The organism is Nostoc sp. FACHB-280 (assembly GCF_014697615.1).
Classification (GTDB): Bacteria; Cyanobacteriota; Cyanobacteriia; order Cyanobacteriales; family Nostocaceae; genus Nostoc_B.
Map to the genome: position 1 here is coordinate 15,347 of NZ_JACJSD010000061.1, position 19,706 is coordinate 35,052.

The window sequence follows — 19,706 nt, forward strand, 5'->3', positions numbered from 1 at the left end:
TTAATAATTTTTAATTTTGAATTGGAGCGAAGCGACTTGACGATTTCTAAATACACCGAAGCCGAAATTGACCGAATTCGAGAACTTTCCGAAGAAATCGGGTTTGACCCCAACGATCCGATGTTTCAAATTATGAGCATCCTGGGGAATTTTGAAGAGATGATGATTCAATTCCCCACCCAGATGGAAGCCTTAATGGAAGCTGGGGCTTTAATGATGGACAAAAAGCTCACTGATGCGACTAAAGCTGCACAACTGATGCAACACTCTATCATTACTGATGCTGTACAAACAAGCCTTAAAGAAGAACTCCCGAAACTTAAGCCGACTTTTTCTCTGCCTTTGGAAACACCAAAAATTGGCAAATTTAAACTGGGGATTTGGTCAATTGGTGGCATTCTTGGCGGTATGATTGCTGTTGGCGCAATACTTGGTTCTCTTACTACTTGGAATGTCATCTCTAACTATGTCGGTATCGGCAATACTGACATTACTGCTAATGACCTCAAGCTTTTAGAATGGGCTAAATCCTCCGAAGGTAGACAAGCCCGACAACTGTTTGTTGATAATCAAGCTGATCTTGAATTTTGTCAGAAAAATAATCGTTTATTGGGTCGTTGTGTGGTTAAAATCAGAAGATCCAAATAACTAGGTTAAAAATATGCGCGGCTCCAAAACTGTGCTAGATAAAGCCGAAGATTTTGTAGAAATTGCCATCTTAATCTGCTTGATAGTTATTGCTTACGCATCACTTCAAAGTGATTTTTTGGAGTCCGCATTTTATATACTTTTAGCTGCAATTATCTCGCCCTTTACAACAATCAATAAACCAGCCAAACGTTTATTGCTTGTTTCTGGTTTTGTGTTGGGTTTAAAGATAGGATACTTCAATTAGCAAGGGTGTAGGGTATAGGGTGTAGGGAAATTAGTTAGAGCTTCTATTTACTAATTAAGAATTGGTAAATTAAAGATTAGAGTCATGACTTGTACTCAATTAATTCTATATCTCTGTGTTGTACAAAAATAGAATCTTTCTCATTTACTACACCCTACACCCCACACCCTAAACCCTAATTTAATCAATTTCTGGGCCATTGTTTTTCAGATCCCGTTTCGGCTGAATTCGTTGTGGTAGTTGTATTTGCTGCTGATTGGGAGCAATTATATCTTGAGTTTCTTGTTCGGTTAGATTGTCTTCTAAAATCTGAAAGTCACTCGCTCCCAATTTTTCCGCTTTAAAAGCTGGATTAGATTTATCTGGTTGTGGTTGCTTCCGGTCTATGCTGAGAATTTGTTTAGTATCATCAACTTGTAGTAAAGCTTTATAACCCTGATTTTCAAATGCACTAATTTGATTGCCCAGGCTACTACCCTTTGTAATGATTTTATCGAGAACTAACCTAATAAATGACTTCTTATCAGACTCTTGATTTTGGGTATTTTCGGGAATATTCGTGGTTAATTCAATTGGTTTTCTAGAGGAATTATTTCTTTCAGTAGGCGATAATACAGCCTTTTGAATTTCCCTGAATTGTTGAAGTTGAGTTATTAATCTCTGGTTAGTCTGGGACTCTTGTAATTGGGGTTGCTCTAAACCAAATGTGGTCAAATACTGCTGAACATATTGCTGTTTTAGCTGTTGTTTGTAGTCTTCAATATTGCCTTTAGACAATAACTGCCCTAATTCTTCTCGTGCTTGTTGTTGACGATTAGAGTCTGTTTCTTGATTAGAGGGAATTATTGATAAATCTTTTTGTTGGGTAGTGGATTGATTAAGTACGCGAGACAATCTCGCTATCATCATATTATCTGAGATCCCCCCTGGATTTATTGCTCTAATTTTCTCCAATGTTGAAGTCTGATTGGCTGACATAGGTTTTACCTTTAGGCATCAATAACAATTCGCAATTTAAAATGAATCTATATTAAGCTTTTAATACTAGTAATTATAGCTCTATATCTGGAGATGATGATTTACTATTCTGGCGTAATGGTGGACGTTTATTTTCTTGAGCTTCTGGATTCGCGGGTGAATATTTAGCATTTGCATTAACATGAGGCGGTGTTGTTTTCACAGCCGCATTCTGCCCAGATGGAGAGGGAATATAATTAGGAATTTCTTGCTCTTGATGAGAGTATTCTAACTGTATTCTTTTCGCTATTAACCTGAGATTTTCTATATCCTGCTGGGACACCTTCATGACCGCAGCTTCTTTTGTTCTTAAGTTGATTTTGATAGCTTCTCTATCTAAGCCATCGTTTTCTTTTTTGATTAGTCGAATATTTTCATCACCTGTTTGTTGATTAATTTCTAATTTAATTCGGTAGTTTCCTATTTTTAGATGTTTAGACTGTGCAGTTTTTAGTGAATAACTCAATAATTGAGACACTTCGGTTATTTCTAACCTTTTAATCACTGCTTGAGTGCCTAGTGGGGCTAAAGAACCTAGTTGAGTTTTTAGTGTTACTGCATCTTCATAAAATGATGGTAACTTTTCAACTGTTTTTAAGTTATTATTCACCTTTAGGAATTCCTGACGCTCTACCATCAGCATTCTTTCCGGTTTTTTAGTAATTACTGCTTTTCCTTTTTTATCAATTTCAAACTGCATTAATGGATTTGAGAAATAGCTATTTTGTTCATCATCAGCACGGTGAATGCTATAAGTGTCACGAAATTTTCTTACACTAAAAGCTTCACTCCTATAGACCATACTGCCATCGTCTAATTCCACCCCGTAATTATCTAAAAGTTGCTTGGCTGTTAAAGCAATATCTTTATTTTCTTTTTCTACTAATAACTTTCTCGGAATTGTCAGCGCATAATTTGGTACTTTCTGCTCGTTAGCCCAGTATTGTGACGCAACAGTTACCGACTGAGGTGGAGAAACAGCCCCTGTGGTTGAGGAGAAAGAAGAGGCACTTGTGCAGGGGTGCGCTTGTGCAGGGGAGAAAGTACCTTCATTTCCCCCCTGCTGTTTTTCTTCGGCGGGAGTTTGAGGAATAGCTTGTGCGATTTCTTCTTCTTTTAAGTTAGCTGGATTTGATGTTACAGTTCCATCTAACTGCTTTTCATATAGATTCAAAATTTGTCCATTTTTCAGCTTGATCAAAAATCTCAAATCAAGCGGCGGATTGTTTTCATACCACTCTTTTAACAGTTGAGCTTTCGAGACTAAATCTTGAAGCTTTTCACTGCCATTATTCACAATAAAATCATCTACACCTTTATCCGGCCCTGGCAAGTTGATCACACTCACATTAGCCCCGGCTCGTTGCAATAGTAACCCAGTTTTTAATAAAGCTTGATGAACATTGACAATAGTTTTTGGCTTGGTATCGTGGTCAAAGCATAGTTTGATGTCTCTACCAGGGGTGGCAAACATCGCAAATTCTTCACGTAACTGTATTGGAATTGGATTAGATTGCTCATCTTTCGTCTGGTAGCCAGCATTTATCCCTGGTAATCCTATTGCTGCATGACCCTGCGACAATAAACTTGCCGCTTTTTTGGCTCCCTCTGTCACAATAATCGGTACATTGTGTTTCCATACACAGTACCAAAATCCACTGCGGCGATCGCTCTCGCTTGGCGAAACACCTGCTCTTTGATATATAAGGTTAGCCGTATCATCTGGCACATCTAGCAAAAAAATACTTAATGGTGTTTTTGGTGGATGCTCGTATTTAATAAATTCCTTTGGTTTATTCGAGTGTTCGGCAGGACTGGGAGAGGGTTTATCGTCTTGAAGAAACTTGAAATAATGAGGAGAGTCAATATGTTGCTCAGGTTTTTCTCTCTTCTGGTTGGGTTTCAAGCAACCCCAAAGCTTTTGAGGTGGTACTTCTCCTGGCTTGAGCGTGGGGAATGAGCGCGGATCTACACCGGAGCTACACCACCAACCCCCAAACTCAATATGAGAATATGTCTTTATATTCTTCAACCGCCCATCGTTCCGTCGCTCAAGACTTTTGCTATACATCAAATATTCCCAAGCTTGGTTTACACCTTCAACCGAATCTTGATGCAAACTTTTGAAATTAAGGGCAGCAATCTCCTCTTTAACCGCACTATTGACTACTATTTCATGCCAATGCTCAGGATCTATATGTTCTGGGGCAGGGACAGGACTTGAGCTTGTGGCGGTTTGTTCTGTTTGTGCTGTTGATTCCTCTGTTTGGGGTGTTGAGCTTGAAGCGGTCTGTTCTGTTTGAGGTATTGAGCTTGAAGCGGTTTGTTCTGCTTGTACTGTTGATTCTTCTGCCTGGGGCGTTGAGCTTGAAGCGGTTTGTTCTGTTTGCACTGTTGATGAGGAGGCTGATTCTTCTGGTTCTAAATCAGCCTCCTCATCCCATTCGGTGTCAGTCAATGGGTCAATTTCTGACCACACATACGCTCCTGACTCATCTTGTTTTAGTACAAATGTATTATAGCCGATCTCGATTTTCGCTTGCTTGTCCCACTCGTATTGCAGCCTCTCCATTGCTGCTTCTATCAATGGCACAAGTGCTTTTTTCCATATTTGACGAGTTTGCTGTAAATCCTGCCTTGTGAACAAGATGTAATCACTTGTTAAGTTAACACTCCGTTCATCAAACATTATCTTCTAATAATATTTACTTACGCCGAACTACTTAAAATTTCTTCTGATGCTCTGTGCAGCATTTTATATTGTTTTTTGCCAGCTTTTAAGCACTTTAAATCTATAATTTTTGTCCCAGATATTACCCGATTTAAAATAATTTCTATTTGGGCATAATCCGAACTATAAGTAATAAATGCTATATATTGTAAGTCGTCCCAGCCTATATATTTGAGATATCTATCTAGCATTTGCTGATAAACTTCTTCTTGAGATAAATTTTGTATATCCTTAAATATCAGCTTGACATATATCCCAAACTTTCTCAGCCTTGGTCTAAGCTTAGACCGCTTATTAAACGCATTGATAATGTACGGGGTAGCCTCTCTAACATTTACTAAATTTGCCATTAGTCTTTGCTGCTTTCTATCCAATTTATTAATAATCAGAAAATCGGTAAGAGCAGATTCTATAATTATCACTTTCACCCTCAATCAACTCACTAAATTTATGCAGCATACAGTGACTTTTTGAATTCAAAATTTAAAATTTAAAATTACTAAAAAGTCTAAGCTATAATTGCGACCTCCGATTTCCGACCTCCGACCTCCGACCTCCGACTTGCGACTTGCGACTTGCCCTAAAGCATTGATCTCATCCCATCAACGGGTAATGCTTCTACTCCTGCTTCTACTGGTTCTTGGGGAATAGGCAAGCGGCGATCTACTTCTTTTATTCTGATATCTAAGTCTTGCTGTGTTGGATATTTTTGAGTGCTATGCAGTGCCAGATTTTTTACTAGCTTTTGCCATTTTTTTTGATTATATTTTTCAGTATTGTCTGCATAATCACCAATTTTTATCGTTTTTAACAACGGCACTGAACCTTCCTCTTTATTGGCATACGCCGGATTAATGAATACACATTTACCAGCAGGTAACTTTAAGAATTGCGCTGATTCAAATAACTTTTTAGTTTTTTCTTGTTCACTGGTTGTTGTACTTGGTTTACCGCCACCCGTTGACCTACTCTTGTGCTTGTACTTAATTTCTTCATCACCGAGGAAGCTGGAGAATAATTGTGCTGATTCATTTTCACCAGGATTAAATACAAACTTAGTGCTACAAGCCCCCAAGATAGTTTTCGCTACTTCTTTACCGTAGTTCTTTTCTAACTGCCCCATATTCTGCCACCCCAAAATTCCGCAGAATCCTTCACTTCGTGACTCATTCAGCCATCTATATAAATCCGGCAAATAAATCGACGGTAATTCATCTAAGGCAACAATTAATGGCCCAGAGTCCACTCGTTTAGAAGCAATATTCCGCGCTATTGTCATGTGTAAAATGCTCGTCATTAAAGGAGCTACAGCATCACGGCGTTCTCTATCCAGCCCAAAGATAATCATCTGCTTTCGCTTAATTTCTAACGGCAGAGTAGTTTTACCCACAAAACACCCCAGCGTATTTTTCGCCATAAAACGAGTGAACATTAAGCTGGCGGTCGCTGTAATCCCTGCCACCGTCTTTTCAGAAGCCGCAGAACTGAACAGTTGACCGAACGCTATCCTAATCCAGGGATTTAGTGATGCCCCCATCAGTCGGTTAATCATTTGTTCGCTAGAAAGAATGGCCGCCGCAGTCATTATGTCTGCATATTCCCCAAACTCTTTAGTCAGCATCAATATCGCTTGGGTCAGTTGATCCCCTGACGGGCCAAAAAATCCATCTTCACTGGCGTTAGTTAATATTCGGAAATTCTTGTTAATTACTGTTGCTAATTGCCTTGCTGTTTCCGCATCAGACGAATCTCTTAAAAAGTCCAGCGGGTTGCATACTTCTGATTCAGGGAACCCAGGAGCAAATATGTGTACATCATACCCCTTTAATCGGGCATACGCCGCAATTTTAGCTTGTGACGCATACTTAAAATCGTATAATACAATCCCAAACCCTTGGTCAATTGCTGAATATATCATCGGGTTGATTGCACTATAAGTTTTACCACTTCCCGGTGCGCCAATCGCTGCTGTTCCCCTTTGGGCATCTGGTATGTATAAAGGGATTACATTGCTTTGCCGTGGGGCTTTTGAATCTTTAAATCGATGCTGCCCAATGTATAATGCTGCACTATCACATTTGGGATTAGCTATTTGTTGAAGTGCTTTTTTCTTGGCTGTAGCAATTTCTTTACTTCCCCCCCAATAAGAAGTGGCTATTTTCTTTTTCTTCGAGCCATCTCCTAACACCACTTTCATTACCAGATAAACCCCTAATGCCCCTAATAGTGCTAATCCATTAGGTGTGAGAAAGTGATGTGTATACTTGCCAACATCATGGTTGGGGTTTTGTAATTGCTCAACACGAAATAGTTGATTATCATTAATCAACTGTGATTGAGTATTATTTCTCATTCTATTTATGGTATTGGAAATTTTTGGTTGTTTTGTTGAGCTATAACTTCAAAGCAATTTCTTAGTCAGGGAGTGTTGATGGTTTACCAAAAATAATTGGATCTTTTTCTCGATACTCAATGAAAGGCACTGGCCCTATAAAGTAAGGCGAACAGGTGCGACCAATGAAGGGGATGGTTTTGCAGATTCTAAAAAACATCGCCGTTTGCATCGAGCCTGTTGATTCATCAATCTCCCAAATCACTTGTTTAAAAGCCGAACCAAAAGGATTGCGCCCTGTTGGTTCTTTGCCCCCATTGAGAGCTTTAAGTATGCCAAATCCGCCTCTTACCTTCTGAACTTTGCCGGAAATCCACTGTACACCTGTTGTTCTCCCGATGCCTGCCATCTCTGCATGAGCGCAATTATCCTGTAGGCAAGGTACATTAAACCCTTGTTGATAACTCCCAGAGATCGAGCGAATCCGGTTCGCTTCAATATCTCTTAGTACAAGATCAACTTTACCGACAAACGATAAGTCAACATTTAATAAACCCGGAAAATTATCCCAGGTTAAATCTGTTAGCCCAGGTACACCATCAATAAAACTTTCTTGCCAATTACCGAACCCGTCAAATCTCGCCCGCTCTAGTCCAGGTATATCTGTAATTTTGTAATTTTTTAAATTAATCCCCTGACCTAATCTTGCTCGTTGTAATGTAGGAATCTGAGCTAAATCACCAATTCTTCTGTTAGAGGCAAAAATCCCTTGTCGCTTCAGAAAATCGTCAAGCGGTTTCACATCTTTTACTGATTTATTGGCAAGTCCTGGCACTGCCCTAGATAAACTTGGTACTGTTTGCCAATTCATCAGTTGAAAATCTGACAATCTCAAATTATTTAATCTCAAATTTTGAGCGCGAGAGATTTTTCCTAAATTTAGTGTTTCTAAATTTAACTCTGTATCTTCAAAATCCCCAAGTTTTAAAAACTCTGCAATACTTTGTCCTGATTTCCACGCTCTAGTTTCGGTTCTACCATTAACTCGATAGGTAATTTTTCCATCTTCTCTTATTACCATATCGCTAAATTTTAAACGTGACCATTCAGGGATAAATCCTCCTTCTGACTCAACAAAGGGTACTTGCGCTGAAGCTGAAGGTAAAATAAATCCAATTGCTTGATTAAGGATTCCGTACTTCCAAAAGCTATGGATGAATAAGAAAAAAATCAACCCAAAAAATATTAAATATTTAATTCGGGCATCATAATTTCTCTGAAGATGTTTTTTATCAACTAAAACTCGCTGAGCATGAATGTTATTATTAGCTTCTAATCCCGGATTTTTGTCTGATTCAGGTATGAAATTTGAAGGCTTTATCATGCTCAACAGGAAATAAATTAATATTTGATTTGGGATTTTAACTGATATCTCTTGTTGCTGATTCATAGGTTTTGAAATTTATTTCCATTGAAGTGATTATCAAAACTTTGTCAACCTTGGCTTAATGTATTCTCGATTCTGGATTCTTGCATTCTCTCCCATTAAAGTTAATTTATTAACTAGTTCCATTGAAACAATAGCCTTATCAGCTGCCGCAGCTAGGTCATCACCTTGTTGTAAATAAGTAATCAATTTTTGCAGACGTTGATGTAATTCATCATCAGGGTTAAGCCATTTATTTCTAATAGCTATAGCCAGACCATTCCTGAGACTGTTAACTGTTTTAATCGTGGTGACTAATGGTTGTAGTTGAGGACGTGGTTCTTTCTTACTATCAACATCATTACTAATTACAACTTGGCTGTATTTAGGAGTGCCGTTAGCAATTGCCAAACGAAAACTGTAAGCCTTACGCTCACCCGTTGATGATTGTGTTACCACCGTTAACAAAGTTGTTGATGCTTGCGGTAAACCAGGGATGTTGACTTTTTTAATCCGCCGCAGATGAATTAGTCCCGCACCTGGATTTTGGCAATTTTGGTTGAGCCCTTCTAAACAACCATCTGTATCAACCAAGATTTGTGACGGGTCATCTAACCAGACTCGTTGTATCCTTTCCCCTACTTCATAAAATGAGATTGCTATACCATGACCATTCCAGACGTTGATAGTTTGGAGTAGGGCAGTTTCACCCGATGCTTGCGATTGCCTAATGGTACGAACTACTGGTGCGGCAAGGGTCATTACTGGACTAAGACAAACAAGCGCACTCATCCAGCCAATAATGATGTTTTTCATGGCAACTCCAGGCTACGGTTAACGATAAAAGTAACTTTCGTTCCTTGTGGAATGTGCCAAACATTCGGTCGCGCCAGTATTTCTTGGGAGGCTCGTGAAGCGCGATCGCTTACAATATCGCCTAGCTTGTCAAATGCTCCTTCTAAAAATGCACCACCGAGATTACGTCGATTGTTTTGTGTTACCGCACTGCTAAAGCTGCCAATAGTAGAATTGTGGATTGTACTTTGGCTATCTGGCTGATTGATAATCTCACCAACCTTGGCAAGTCCCCCAACTAATCCCACCGTTATGTCGTAAGATGCGATCGCACCACCTTTGTCTTGAAATTTTTTAGCAATTAGGGGTTTTCCCTTTTCTCCCTGTACAGAAATTGCACCAGCAGTTAGAGGATATTCCGTATTATCTTTGATAATGCTCCGAACATTGGCAGTTGCATAGTTCCCGCCATCAACTCCTACCAATTCCACTGCAAGTAATGTACCCTTTGGAATGGCTACTTCACCATAATTGTCACGAAAGTCTTGGGTTAACTTGGCAACAAAACGCCTACCATCTTCAGTTTGTTCCTGGTTATTTTTGCTGTCCGTTTGTTGTTGGACTAGTGGTGTAACTAGGATACCAGTGGCGAATTCACCCACACTCAGGTAACGAGTTTTATGTTCTGTAAGGATTTGGCTTTCTTGCGGTAGGTAGTTATTGGCTATAAGTTTTTTGTCAACTTTAGATTCCACTTGCCACCGTGGGCGGATTTTTTCAATCCTATTAGATGTGTTTTCTTCTGTAATACTGGATGTAGGCTCACTATCAATATCTATGGGTTGGGGTTGCACCTGATTTGTTTGCAATGATGAGGTGTCTGCCGGATCTAGTAAGGTCGATTCACTTACCGAACTATCCGCATAAGCTATCAATCCGTATGAACCAATAGAACGTAGTCGGTTAAATTCATCAATAGGGTCTACAGTTTTTTGTACTCTTGTAATACTGGGATTACTGACTCTCGGCAGCACAAAACTACGTCTTTGTGCTATTTGGGGACGAGTTACTGGCTGATACCTCCGGGGTGATGAATAGGTCACGGGTGGTGTTGGCCTTGAAGGCATTTGCGCCGCAGATGGTTCTCTCTGTATAGGTTTTGCGCTTTTAGCTTCTGGCTGCGCTTTAACTGACAATTTTTCTTTTTGTTGTTTGATTTTATCTAACTCTTCTTGTTGTTTTGACAGCGCCAACTGTGCATAAATGTCGCCATCTTTATTTTCAGCAGATGGCGTTAATTGTGCTGATTTATCTTGAGTCTTTGTTTCGGGTTTATTAACGCTCGAATGCCCATTGATGATGTTGTTAAACATCAAATAGAAAATCAAAAATCCTATTCCCAATGGCACACCGATTATTCCTATCCTTGACCAAGGAGATGTTACTACCGTGTGTTGAGTTAATAATTCTTCATCTTCTATCTCGGCTTTTTGATTACTACTTATTTCTGATGGTTCATCGTCAAGCTTTAATATTTCATCTACTGTTAATGGGTTTTCACTCATTATCTTTTCCCTAAATCTAAATCTACAATTTGTGTAATCTCTAATCCACTGGAGCGAATTGCATAGATTTTCTTTGCTAATTCTGAAATATCTTCTGGTGGCTTTTGCGGTGTTGTAACTGCTTCTAGCGTTACTGTTTTGTTAAACGCTATTGCATCTCCGGCATTATCTAATTTTTTAAACGTCACTAAAGTTGATTGAAAATCTACTTCCCACTTCCCTTCTTTTATTTTTCTCGCAGATGATATATAGTTGGGAATAATCGCTACTCGCATATTCCCACTAAACACTTCAGAGGGAATCATTTGCGCTAATCTCCGCACAAATGCTGCGCGAAATCCTTGTTTTTCTGATAATGCAAATGCCGCTTCGTAAGCCCTTGTCGTTACTTTTAATGTTGATTGGTTTTCTAATCCCTTAACTTCTACTCCAGGGTCTGCTTCTACTATTAGTTTCCCTTGAGCATTGTTTTTCTGTATTAATCCGTCCCAGTTAAACATCCCTACAAATGTATCTGACACAAATCTTTTGATAGTTTCATTAGAGCGATAGGCTGGTTCTACTGCTGTTGCTGTTATTGTTTCTCCATTCGATAACTGCACTAGGGATGGTACTTCCTGCTTTGCTAGTCTCCTAATCGCTCCATAGTTAAGAAACTGTACCATCAGCGATATACAAGCAACACTACAACCCACTACCGCCATTATTGCTATTCTTGTCGGCACGGCGGGGCCACTACTCAAGAACGAATTTAATTCGGGCTTATAAGCTTGAGATTCTAATTTCGGTTTACCAGTTCTCAACATATTTACTCTCTTCTCTACCTCACCTGCTTCCCCTGCTTCCCCTGCCTTACCTCGGACGAATCAACTTCGTTATCCCGCCAGCACCGCCTGTGACTACTGTTACCGCAATATCCTTGGCTACATTTTTGGCCTCATCTGCGGCTTTATTAATTTGCATTAACAGTGTTAATCCACCTCCTGCCGCTATCCCTGTGGCCAGTGCTGGTGCAAATATTCCGATTGTTAATAAGAAAAATAGCGGTTGATCTGAGCGCGAATTAGCTATTAACTCCCCTGCAAAACCCGCGATGATATTAAAGCTCAATTTTGCCATTCCGACTGAGAAATATCCCACCAGCCACGCCAGTATTGCTTTGGAGCCGTATGGTAATAAACTTCCTCCCACAGCCAACGGCCCAAGATACGCCGTCAACAGCATTGTTAACTCTATTCCCCACTGATATGCGCCTGATAGACCTACCAGAATATTCGTTACGTTATCCGCTATCAAAGAACCGACAAACGCACTGAAAGGAGATAGTAATACCTGTACCGGGTTTGCTCCAGATTGTATTGCCTGTTGTGGTGCTGATAAAACTCTGTTAATTCGATCTACTAAATAAGCAAATGGGCCTCTAGCTCTAAAGTAGTTGGGGTAGTCATTACTCAGCCTTTGTTTGGCCTGTTGTAGACAATCAAGTGCTTCTTGCGGATTCGTCAGTGAGCGACAAGCCTCAATTTCTCTGCCAATTGCTGCCCTGACTGCTGCTACTCCCAACGCTCTGGAATATGCTTCTCTTAAATCAACACCCACCGCTGTCCTTTCTAGTACATAGCCATTGACATTATTGATGTAATCTTTAATTGCAACTGTAGTTCTTCCTAACAGTTGTCCGTTGTTATACAACAGTGCCGAAATCAGCAATGGCCAAATAAATGATTGGAATGCTCTTTGTTCTTCATTATTAATTACCTGCTTTGTCCATTCCAAGATATAAAATCCCAACGTGGCTATCGCAAATAATGTCCCAACTTTACAAAGAGAACCATATAATTCTCCGCCTAGCACTTCTGTCCATAATTCATTAAAGCCTATAGATATCGATTGCGATATTTGGGCGGCTCTGCTTGGTATATTCTCATTAGAAATTACACCATTCGGTATTTGTGCTATGAAATTATTCATCATTTCTTGCCGGATCTAATAAAGACATCAACACTAATTCTTGAGTTAAGGATGCTTGCCCTGTTAGTCTCAATTCGTCTTTTGTCGCTGAAGATGCCAGATTTTCTGCTACCTGCGTCAACATCAAGTTTGATTGGGCAGTATCAAGGCGTGCCACTAATGAATCAGCATGAAAGCGGGATATTGCACTTACCATTTGTGCATTTTGCGCTGCTATCACTTTCAAAATATTTTGTGACGCATCCAATCCTTGTGCTTGTTCGGCTAAATCCTTAACTTCCTGCGATATTTGGATTGTTGCGAGTATTTTTTCGGTGGTATTTTGTTGTCCTTGGTTTCCCAATGTTGAAGATACTGACGCACGAGCTAAATCTCTTTCCAATAATTGAGCTAATGACTTAGTTTCTGGTATCCCTCTGCTATTCTTTAATCTTCTTATCAAATCTTGTGTACTTTTCTCCGGGTCTGGTGTTCCCATTTCTCCTTTTGATGATTCAATCGCCTCACTCGCATCTTCTGCCAAATTCGCCCATGTTTTTCTTATTTTTTCTTGAGCTTTTTCTTCTACAGTACTGTACTCTTGTCGCATATCTTCTAATACTGAACCCAAGAAATCTTTAATTGACACAAATCCAAAACTTGGGGTAGCCGTCAACAATAAGGGAATCATAACTGTCACTGGTATCAGTAGCTTTTTCAATTTATTTTTCATGATCATGATGCCTTTACTAGCTTAAATCTAACTAACAATTCTTGCGCTTCATCTGATAATTTTTCTCCTCTAATCATCTTTATATAATCCTCACTAAACTTATATATTCCTAGTAAAATATTGTGATTATATTTATGCAAAAATGCCTCTCTTAATTCTTGTTCTGCTGGATTATTCGCCACTGCTGCCAATAAACAATACGCTGGATAATAACGGCAGAATGTTAGCTTGCCATTGTCGTCTAATAACCACGATGAATATATCAGAGATTTTTTGGGATAAAATGCTTCTGTACTGTTTTTACTAATAATCGAATAAGGATATTTAAATCTTTCTACAAATGGATCTATTGCTGATGATTGAATCCGACCCACTAACCGCGTCGTGATATTTGCAAATATTTTCGCTGCTGCTTTACTTTGGTATATACTTTCCGGCTCTTGCGCTGATAGAATTACACGTATCCCAGCTTTTGCACCGTTAGCACACAGTCTTCCAATTAAATCAGCGACCGCTTCAAACTGGAATAAGATCGGTGCTTCATCTAAAAAGAATATTGAAGCTTTTGAACTTAAAGCGCGACGCAGGGCTGCTGCATACGCACTTAACGCCAGAATTGCTGCATCTGCATCGCTTGATAAATTCCTGAGTGCAAATACTAATAACTTTGCATCCGCCCTAAAGCTCGACGGCGACGAGATTGATTGCCCTACCTTTGACGATAGCCAATACTTTAATCTCACCTGTATATGCCCTAATGCTTGGGTTACTTCCGTGCTACTTGTAGATAGTGAATCTAGATTTATGTACCCTGGTGAGCAATACTGACAAAAATCTTTGAGTGTTGGTGTATCAAGCCATTGCACAGTCCCTATTCCTGCCCTCAATGCTGCTTGATATCGCAGTTTTATTTCTTCATCATTAAAAAATGTTTGTAGTGCCAACGATAACAACGATTCGATGATTGACACCATCGAAAAACTTACTCCTATTGAGTTCGTCCCTATAATCATCGTCATCAACACTGATTTCAAAAATTCTTTAAAATCTGACATTCGCTCTTTGATGATTTCTTCATCCATTGAGCGTAAGTCTGGTAACTCAAACAAGTTGTTATATTCTTTAGCTATGTCAAAGTATGCCCCATCTGCGCCTAATAGTTTGGTGTAATCTGTAAACGTCGATGTCCCATCTGGTTTTGGGTAATCTAGGGCTATTACTGGTATCTCTTGCGCGATCGCTGGGGTCAATATTCCTGCCACTAGCACTGATTTTCCAGATCGCGTTGTCCCAAACACCGCTAAATTCTTATGGTTTTGGTACAAATCTAGATGTACGGGAGTTCCTCCTTCTGAGGCAATCAATTCAAAACCAGTGCGATCTCCTGTGGCTGTGCGGATTAGCGGTATTATCCCAGGAGCCTCCGATGTGAAATACATTAACCTTCTATTAAATGGTTTGGTTAATAACGCTTCCCACACTATCGGTGTACATTGCAACCATACCTTCCACGCATATTCCCTTTCTCTGTCTACTACTGCTGGCCGCAGAAAGCAACTTGCTAAATATCTGCAATCCTCTTCTAGTTGTGCCAGATTTTTTCGGTGTACTAAGAACACTACTGCTGTATGTAATACCGCACTTCCCTTGTATAACGTTCTTTGCGCTTCTACCGATTCTTCTATGTTTAATCCTGCCTTCACATCTATACTGCCTGAATCTGTTGACATTGCCGTTGATGTGATTGACTGTTTTGTTAATCTCTGTAAATTTTTTTTCGTTATTGTCTCGTTTGCTTTGCTAATTTGGCAAATAATTTCTGTATTTGCTATCTTCTCACGAGACATTACTTCCCATAGGTATCTCAGTTGTGAATATTCATCCACCCATCCCCCTGGCTTTTGACTAAAATTTAACGCCCCAATATATTTATCCTGGATTTTTACCCACTTTTTATCAAATACTGGTACTGAGAACTCATTCTCTAGTAAATGATGTTTTATATGAAAATCACTCGTTTGGTTTTCATTTAATTCATCCGACGTTAGTTTCAAAGGATTGGGTACAGGCGTTGGCAGCGAATTATTAAATATTTCCCATACCGTCCCCCAGATTTCTTCACTGCTCAACGGCGTTACTGACAATCCCATCTTATTTGAGATTATTTGCTCCCAACTTTGAAATCCATCTAAAAATGAATTTCTTAATATATTTTCAATTCGATTTTTATTTAATTTATGAATCTCTCCTGTGAATGAGTACCAAATTTTTTGCAGTTTTTTTAGTCCTATTTCTGCAAAGTCTTCTAATTTCTCATCCTCTTCTACTGTATATGTACACCATAATCTCAGAAACTTATTCTTCCTCACCCCCGACTGGGTAAGTTTTCTAATACGTATTCTTTCTGAACGTAACAATAATTTTATTGGCTCTAGGGCGCATTGTTTTTCTATTGCACATATTTCCCTTTGTCTTGTTTCATCTGATGTAAATGAGCCAAAATGTATTGTCAGTCTTTCTCCTGATGGTATTTCTTTTAATCCTCCTTCTATTCCTTCAAATATTGGCACTATTTGTTCTGCTGCTAAGTTTGGGTGGATTCCTAAGCAATCAAAGGCGAATTTTATTTGGATACTTCCTTTTTTTTGAATTATTAAAGCTCCTACTCCTTTTCTCCCTCCTACCTCCATTTCGCATATCCCTGCTAGGTTTACCACATCTTCAAATGGGGTCAACGTTAATGTTTTCTTCCCTAAATTCTCGGCTTGTTTAATCATCTTTTTATCGGAAATAATCCTCTAATTTAAATTTTAAATTTATAAATTTGTTTAATTTATTTTTTTTATTTTCTTAGTTCTTTTAACTTTCTTTTGATTATTTCTTTGCTTGGGTTGAACCGAATCATTAATTAAGGAGATGAATTGCATATATCCTCTACTGATGCGTGGTGTACCTACAAACTTCCCTAGAAAACTTTTATTACTCGATACAAACCACCATGTTGCACATCCCCATAATGATGCAAACAGCGTTGCTAACCACCCCCAATTCAACATATAGTAAAATCCAAATATGCACCCCATCGTTATTACTAACCACGGAAATATTTGCTCTGCTGGTAACGGCCCTATTTTTGGTTGCGTTCCTAAGCTTTGATTTACTACACGGAATTTTTTTTCTGGTAACATCTTCTTTTACCAATTCGCTGTTTGCAGTTAATTGGCTTGCTCTTAGCAAGCCAATTATTAATTCACAGTTAGTAATTGCTACTCACTGTCCACTTGTTTTTAGGTAATTAATGTTGTTAAAAAATCGGCTCCAAACACCCCAACTAGAATAATCAATGGCGTTCTGGCTGCTGATGCCCAGTCTTCATCTCTTCTGACTGCTTGAATTACGTTGACTACTGACACTGCTACATACAACAAAAACAATATCCGCAGAATATTGAAAATTCCTACTACCGTTGCTGCCGTATCCGGGTTTAGCGCACCTCCAAAACCTGTCGTTGTTATCCAATTTTGCGCTTGTTGAAAAAACTGGGCGTTGGCTGGGGCTGCCGCAAAGTCCAGCATGAACACTAATGACAATATCGCAAATAGTATTCCGTAAATATTTATCCTATAGGAGCGCCCTTTCTTGTCCCATAAGTTCACTAATTCATTTATTTGCTTTTGGAATATTACTGCCATTGATGCTGATAATATTAGCCCTCCTAGCATCACTCCATGCAAGCTCATTTCTGATATCATCAATACACCATTCACCCACATTAATCCGATTGTTACCATTTGGGCTACTTTATTCTTGGGCTTCATTACTGGTACTGACTGATATTCTGGCTGCTCTTTTTCTCTATCTAGATAGTATGTTTGCATACCCACGCTCGAATCATGAGAAAGTATTCCCCTAGTATTCATTCCCCATGACCGGATTTCAACTGACAAACTGCTAAACTTTCTCTGCATATTTGCAGTCTTATCCCTACTTTTTTTAGGTTTGATGAGTGACTTTTTGTTATGAATAGGGCATGGGGGAATGGTACTCAGAAATAGTATGACAATGTAAATCCCCTAATCTGGTGTAACGCTGCTGGTCATTAGTAGTTCGCACAGCCAGGGATATCGCTTTCTTCGACCCAATCACAATTGCCAACTTCCTAGCACGAGTTAGCCCAGTATAAAATAAGTTACGTGACAGCATCACATAATGCTGCATATACAATGGCAGTATCACCACTGGATACTCTGAGCCTTGCGACTTATGGATTGAGGTGGCAAATGCCAAGGTAATCTCGTTCAAGTCTGCATAATCATAGACTACGGAGCGACCATTGTAATCAACTGTAACTTCTTGCTCCTCTGTGTCGATATTCAGGATGGTTCCTAAATCCCCGTTAAATACTTCGCGGTCATAGTCGTTGGTTTGTTGAATTACGCGATCGCCTACACGCAAAGTCATCCCTCCTCTGGCGATCGCCACTTTGTCGGGTGCAGCCGGATTGATCAGCCCCTGTAACACCATATTTAGGTTACGAGTTCCTACCAATCCCCGCGACATAGGGCATAGCACTTGCACATCAAATGCCGGATTAAAACCCAGTCGGGGAATAAAATCACTAATTAACTCACAAATTGCTTGTACTCCGTGTTCTGCTTCATGTCCCCCACCATGCTACAAGCAATCTGATGCTGGATTATCTGAGATTGGTTCCAAATTTGGGTAATCTCGTTGTATGTCGCTCGTTTAGGTTCTTTTAACCGCAATAACTAGGCTAAATATCATATAATAGTTTCACCTTTGCGGTCGAGGTCAGTCACTAAAACCACCTCTGAAACTTGTTTAGCGGCGGACTTCAGGTGTTGGAGCAAAAAGCAGCTTCTCAAAATTGAAGTTTAGGTTATCGCTCACGACCCCCAAGAGATCGCTCCATAATAGCTTAATAAGTACATTAGTACTAATAAATAACATTATATTTTATAATACTGATACAACGATGCTGTCACAAGCCGAACATCAAAATCGAGTAGAGGAAATTTGTCTTGGAAAAGTTATTCGCCTGTCACCAGGCGAAATCCAAGATTGTCAAATTACACCAGAACAACTTCTCCAATTACTTGATGAAGGGTTAGTTCATCCCCAGTCTTCTTACAACAATCGACCCACAATTCAGGATTTTATGCGGTTTCTTGAGACTATCGAACCGTTTCGCCAAGAAGATTTAGATATTCAAGTTGTAGTTTGTGGGCATTTAAGTAGAGGCTTGGGAATCAATGAATGTTCTAATATTCAACTTGTAATCGAATCATTCGAGATTAAAAATCAAAGTGGCTGTAACATTGATCAAGCAGTTTTAATTTTGCCAATTGTCTCCCAGTTTATTACTCAGCCAGGGAGAACTGCTGATGAATTTAAACTCATGAACAATCTCTTCACTGCATGGTGGGATTAATACATACGTAAGAATTCAGCACTCAGGAGTCAGAAGTCAGAATTTAAAAGCAATGAGCGTATGATTTATATATTAGTCCAGAAGAAATTTGCTTAATTTCCCAATATTCTGAATTCTGGATTCTGGCTCCTGAATTCTTACATACATACCAATTACTTCAAGGCTTTTAATTACCAAAAATTAATTTAAAAAAAATTAGAACTAGGTAAATAATATTTAAGTAATATATGCTAATTAATAAAATTATTTTTCGTTTGAATAGTTTCTGCTTATTATTAATTATCGCCTTTATTATTTATAATAAAATATTTGATATATCAGTTGGAGGATTGTTCTTACCTCCTGCCGCACCACCATATTTTGGTGCAGGAATGTTTACACTTGGATTTCAAATACTGTGTTCGATACCACCTATAATTTGTGCTTTTAGTTTTACCTTACTAAAAACTCTTAAACCTAATAATATATCTAATCAATTTTTGCTTTACTCCGCAATTTTAACAGCAGGTTATTTATTGAATGAAATTTATCGACTCCATATAATTTTTTTGCAATTTGGCATTCCCAAGCTAGTAACTATTTTTTGCTACGCGATTATTTCTAGCTTGTATGGGTTAGCTTTTAGACGACAAATCAAATCCACACCTTATATTATTCTTATTGCTAGTTTAGTTTTATTATTTGGCGTGGATCTAGCGAAGCTGTCACTAGGGGCAAGATAAGCTGAAAATACTGATATGAAAGGCTTTCAGACTATAAGTGTCTCGGATAGAATAACAAAGCGTATTTTTAGACACATTCACCCCGTCT

The 19,706-nt window shown here is 39.0% G+C and carries 17 protein-coding genes and 1 pseudogene; 4 read left to right on the plus strand and 14 right to left on the minus strand.

Annotated features, from left to right (window positions below):
• Positions 1–36 precede the first annotated feature (36 nt).
• Both H6G75_RS29075 and H6G75_RS29080 read left to right on the plus strand, forming a co-directional pair.
• Entirely contained in the window at positions 37–648 is a 612-nt protein-coding gene (locus H6G75_RS29075) for a DUF6753 family protein (protein ID WP_190983385.1), read from the plus strand.
• Positions 649–661: 13 nt separating this feature from the next.
• Entirely contained in the window at positions 662–895 is a 234-nt protein-coding gene (locus tag H6G75_RS29080; RefSeq protein ID WP_190983386.1) for a hypothetical protein, read from the plus strand.
• Positions 896–1,075: 180 nt separating this feature from the next.
• Here the strand turns inward: H6G75_RS29080 and H6G75_RS29085 are convergent, their stop codons facing one another.
• From H6G75_RS29085 to H6G75_RS29150, 14 genes and pseudogenes are all read right to left on the minus strand, one after another.
• Positions 1,076–1,804, minus strand: coding sequence for a hypothetical protein (locus tag H6G75_RS29085; RefSeq protein WP_206757383.1), 729 nt, complete (start codon positions 1,802–1,804; stop codon positions 1,076–1,078).
• Between the two features lie 142 nt (positions 1,805–1,946).
• Positions 1,947–4,601: a DUF3854 domain-containing protein gene (locus tag H6G75_RS29090; protein WP_190983388.1), complete on the minus strand. Its 2,655-nt coding sequence runs from the start codon at positions 4,599–4,601 to the stop codon at positions 1,947–1,949.
• Positions 4,602–4,621: 20 nt separating this feature from the next.
• A complete protein-coding gene (locus H6G75_RS29095; protein ID WP_190983389.1) occupies positions 4,622–4,993 on the minus strand; it encodes a hypothetical protein in 372 nt (123 codons plus the stop codon).
• 230 nt (positions 4,994–5,223) lie between these two features.
• The gene (locus tag H6G75_RS29100; protein WP_190983390.1) at positions 5,224–6,996 is read right to left on the minus strand and encodes a type IV secretory system conjugative DNA transfer family protein; all 1,773 of its coding nucleotides are present in this window, start codon (positions 6,994–6,996) and stop codon (positions 5,224–5,226) included.
• A gap of 61 nt (positions 6,997–7,057) precedes the next feature.
• Entirely contained in the window at positions 7,058–8,359 is a 1,302-nt protein-coding gene (locus H6G75_RS29105) for a hypothetical protein (protein WP_242051678.1), read from the minus strand.
• A gap of 99 nt (positions 8,360–8,458) precedes the next feature.
• Positions 8,459–9,217, minus strand: coding sequence for a hypothetical protein (locus tag H6G75_RS29110; RefSeq protein ID WP_190983391.1), 759 nt, complete (start codon positions 9,215–9,217; stop codon positions 8,459–8,461).
• On the minus strand, positions 9,214–10,761 hold the full coding sequence (locus H6G75_RS29115; RefSeq protein ID WP_190983392.1) for a TrbI/VirB10 family protein: 1,548 nt from the start codon (positions 10,759–10,761) through the stop codon (positions 9,214–9,216). The genes H6G75_RS29110 and H6G75_RS29115 overlap by 4 nt, the downstream gene beginning before the upstream one ends.
• Complete coding sequence (locus H6G75_RS29120; RefSeq protein WP_190983393.1) at positions 10,761–11,567, minus strand: hypothetical protein; 807 nt, start codon at positions 11,565–11,567, stop codon at positions 10,761–10,763. The genes H6G75_RS29115 and H6G75_RS29120 overlap by 1 nt, the downstream gene beginning before the upstream one ends.
• A gap of 46 nt (positions 11,568–11,613) precedes the next feature.
• Positions 11,614–12,735 carry a hypothetical protein gene (locus H6G75_RS29125; protein ID WP_199338070.1) on the minus strand — a complete coding sequence of 374 codons (1,122 nt, stop codon included), beginning with the start codon at positions 12,733–12,735 and terminating at the stop codon, positions 11,614–11,616.
• Positions 12,725–13,360: a hypothetical protein gene (locus tag H6G75_RS29130; RefSeq protein ID WP_190983394.1), complete on the minus strand. Its 636-nt coding sequence runs from the start codon at positions 13,358–13,360 to the stop codon at positions 12,725–12,727. The genes H6G75_RS29125 and H6G75_RS29130 overlap by 11 nt, the downstream gene beginning before the upstream one ends.
• 86 nt (positions 13,361–13,446) lie before the next feature.
• Positions 13,447–16,221: a hypothetical protein gene (locus H6G75_RS29135; RefSeq protein WP_242051679.1), complete on the minus strand. Its 2,775-nt coding sequence runs from the start codon at positions 16,219–16,221 to the stop codon at positions 13,447–13,449.
• Positions 16,222–16,272: 51 nt separating this feature from the next.
• A complete protein-coding gene (locus tag H6G75_RS29140) occupies positions 16,273–16,632 on the minus strand; it encodes a hypothetical protein (protein WP_190983395.1) in 360 nt (119 codons plus the stop codon).
• A gap of 99 nt (positions 16,633–16,731) precedes the next feature.
• Positions 16,732–17,322, minus strand: coding sequence for a hypothetical protein (locus H6G75_RS29145; protein WP_242051681.1), 591 nt, complete (start codon positions 17,320–17,322; stop codon positions 16,732–16,734).
• Positions 17,323–17,461: 139 nt separating this feature from the next.
• Positions 17,462–18,169 (minus strand): annotated as a pseudogene (locus tag H6G75_RS29150) (ATP-binding domain-containing protein); the annotation flags it as partial.
• Positions 18,170–18,440: 271 nt separating this feature from the next.
• On the opposite strand from H6G75_RS29150, the gene H6G75_RS29160 reads away from it, so the two are divergent.
• Both H6G75_RS29160 and H6G75_RS29165 read left to right on the plus strand, forming a co-directional pair.
• The gene (locus H6G75_RS29160) at positions 18,441–18,896 is read left to right on the plus strand and encodes a hypothetical protein (RefSeq protein WP_190983396.1); all 456 of its coding nucleotides are present in this window, start codon (positions 18,441–18,443) and stop codon (positions 18,894–18,896) included.
• A 227-nt stretch (positions 18,897–19,123) separates the two neighbouring features.
• Positions 19,124–19,618, plus strand: coding sequence for a hypothetical protein (locus tag H6G75_RS29165; protein ID WP_190983397.1), 495 nt, complete (start codon positions 19,124–19,126; stop codon positions 19,616–19,618).
• Positions 19,619–19,706 lie beyond the last annotated feature (88 nt).

What these genes read in the sequence shown, in the direction of transcription:
- H6G75_RS29085 (WP_206757383.1), bottom strand. Translation starts at nt 1,804, where the DNA reads ATGATGATAGCGAGATTGTCTCGCGTACTTAATCAATCCACTACCCAA.
- H6G75_RS29120 (WP_190983393.1), bottom strand. Translation starts at nt 11,567, where the DNA reads ATGTTGAGAACTGGTAAACCGAAATTAGAATCTCAAGCTTATAAGCCC.
- H6G75_RS29095 (WP_190983389.1), bottom strand. Translation starts at nt 4,993, where the DNA reads ATGGCAAATTTAGTAAATGTTAGAGAGGCTACCCCGTACATTATCAAT.
- H6G75_RS29105 (WP_242051678.1), bottom strand. Translation starts at nt 8,359, where the DNA reads ATGATAAAGCCTTCAAATTTCATACCTGAATCAGACAAAAATCCGGGA.
- H6G75_RS29125 (WP_199338070.1), bottom strand. Translation starts at nt 12,735, where the DNA reads ATGATGAATAATTTCATAGCACAAATACCGAATGGTGTAATTTCTAAT.
- H6G75_RS29145 (WP_242051681.1), bottom strand. Translation starts at nt 17,322, where the DNA reads ATGCAAACATACTATCTAGATAGAGAAAAAGAGCAGCCAGAATATCAG.
- H6G75_RS29165 (WP_190983397.1), top strand. Translation starts at nt 19,124, where the DNA reads ATGCTAATTAATAAAATTATTTTTCGTTTGAATAGTTTCTGCTTATTA.
- H6G75_RS29090 (WP_190983388.1), bottom strand. Translation starts at nt 4,601, where the DNA reads ATGTTTGATGAACGGAGTGTTAACTTAACAAGTGATTACATCTTGTTC.
- H6G75_RS29080 (WP_190983386.1), top strand. Translation starts at nt 662, where the DNA reads ATGCGCGGCTCCAAAACTGTGCTAGATAAAGCCGAAGATTTTGTAGAA.
- H6G75_RS29110 (WP_190983391.1), bottom strand. Translation starts at nt 9,217, where the DNA reads ATGAAAAACATCATTATTGGCTGGATGAGTGCGCTTGTTTGTCTTAGT.
- H6G75_RS29135 (WP_242051679.1), bottom strand. Translation starts at nt 16,221, where the DNA reads ATGATTAAACAAGCCGAGAATTTAGGGAAGAAAACATTAACGTTGACC.
- H6G75_RS29100 (WP_190983390.1), bottom strand. Translation starts at nt 6,996, where the DNA reads ATGAGAAATAATACTCAATCACAGTTGATTAATGATAATCAACTATTT.
- H6G75_RS29160 (WP_190983396.1), top strand. Translation starts at nt 18,441, where the DNA reads ATGCTGTCACAAGCCGAACATCAAAATCGAGTAGAGGAAATTTGTCTT.
- H6G75_RS29115 (WP_190983392.1), bottom strand. Translation starts at nt 10,761, where the DNA reads ATGAGTGAAAACCCATTAACAGTAGATGAAATATTAAAGCTTGACGAT.
- H6G75_RS29140 (WP_190983395.1), bottom strand. Translation starts at nt 16,632, where the DNA reads ATGTTACCAGAAAAAAAATTCCGTGTAGTAAATCAAAGCTTAGGAACG.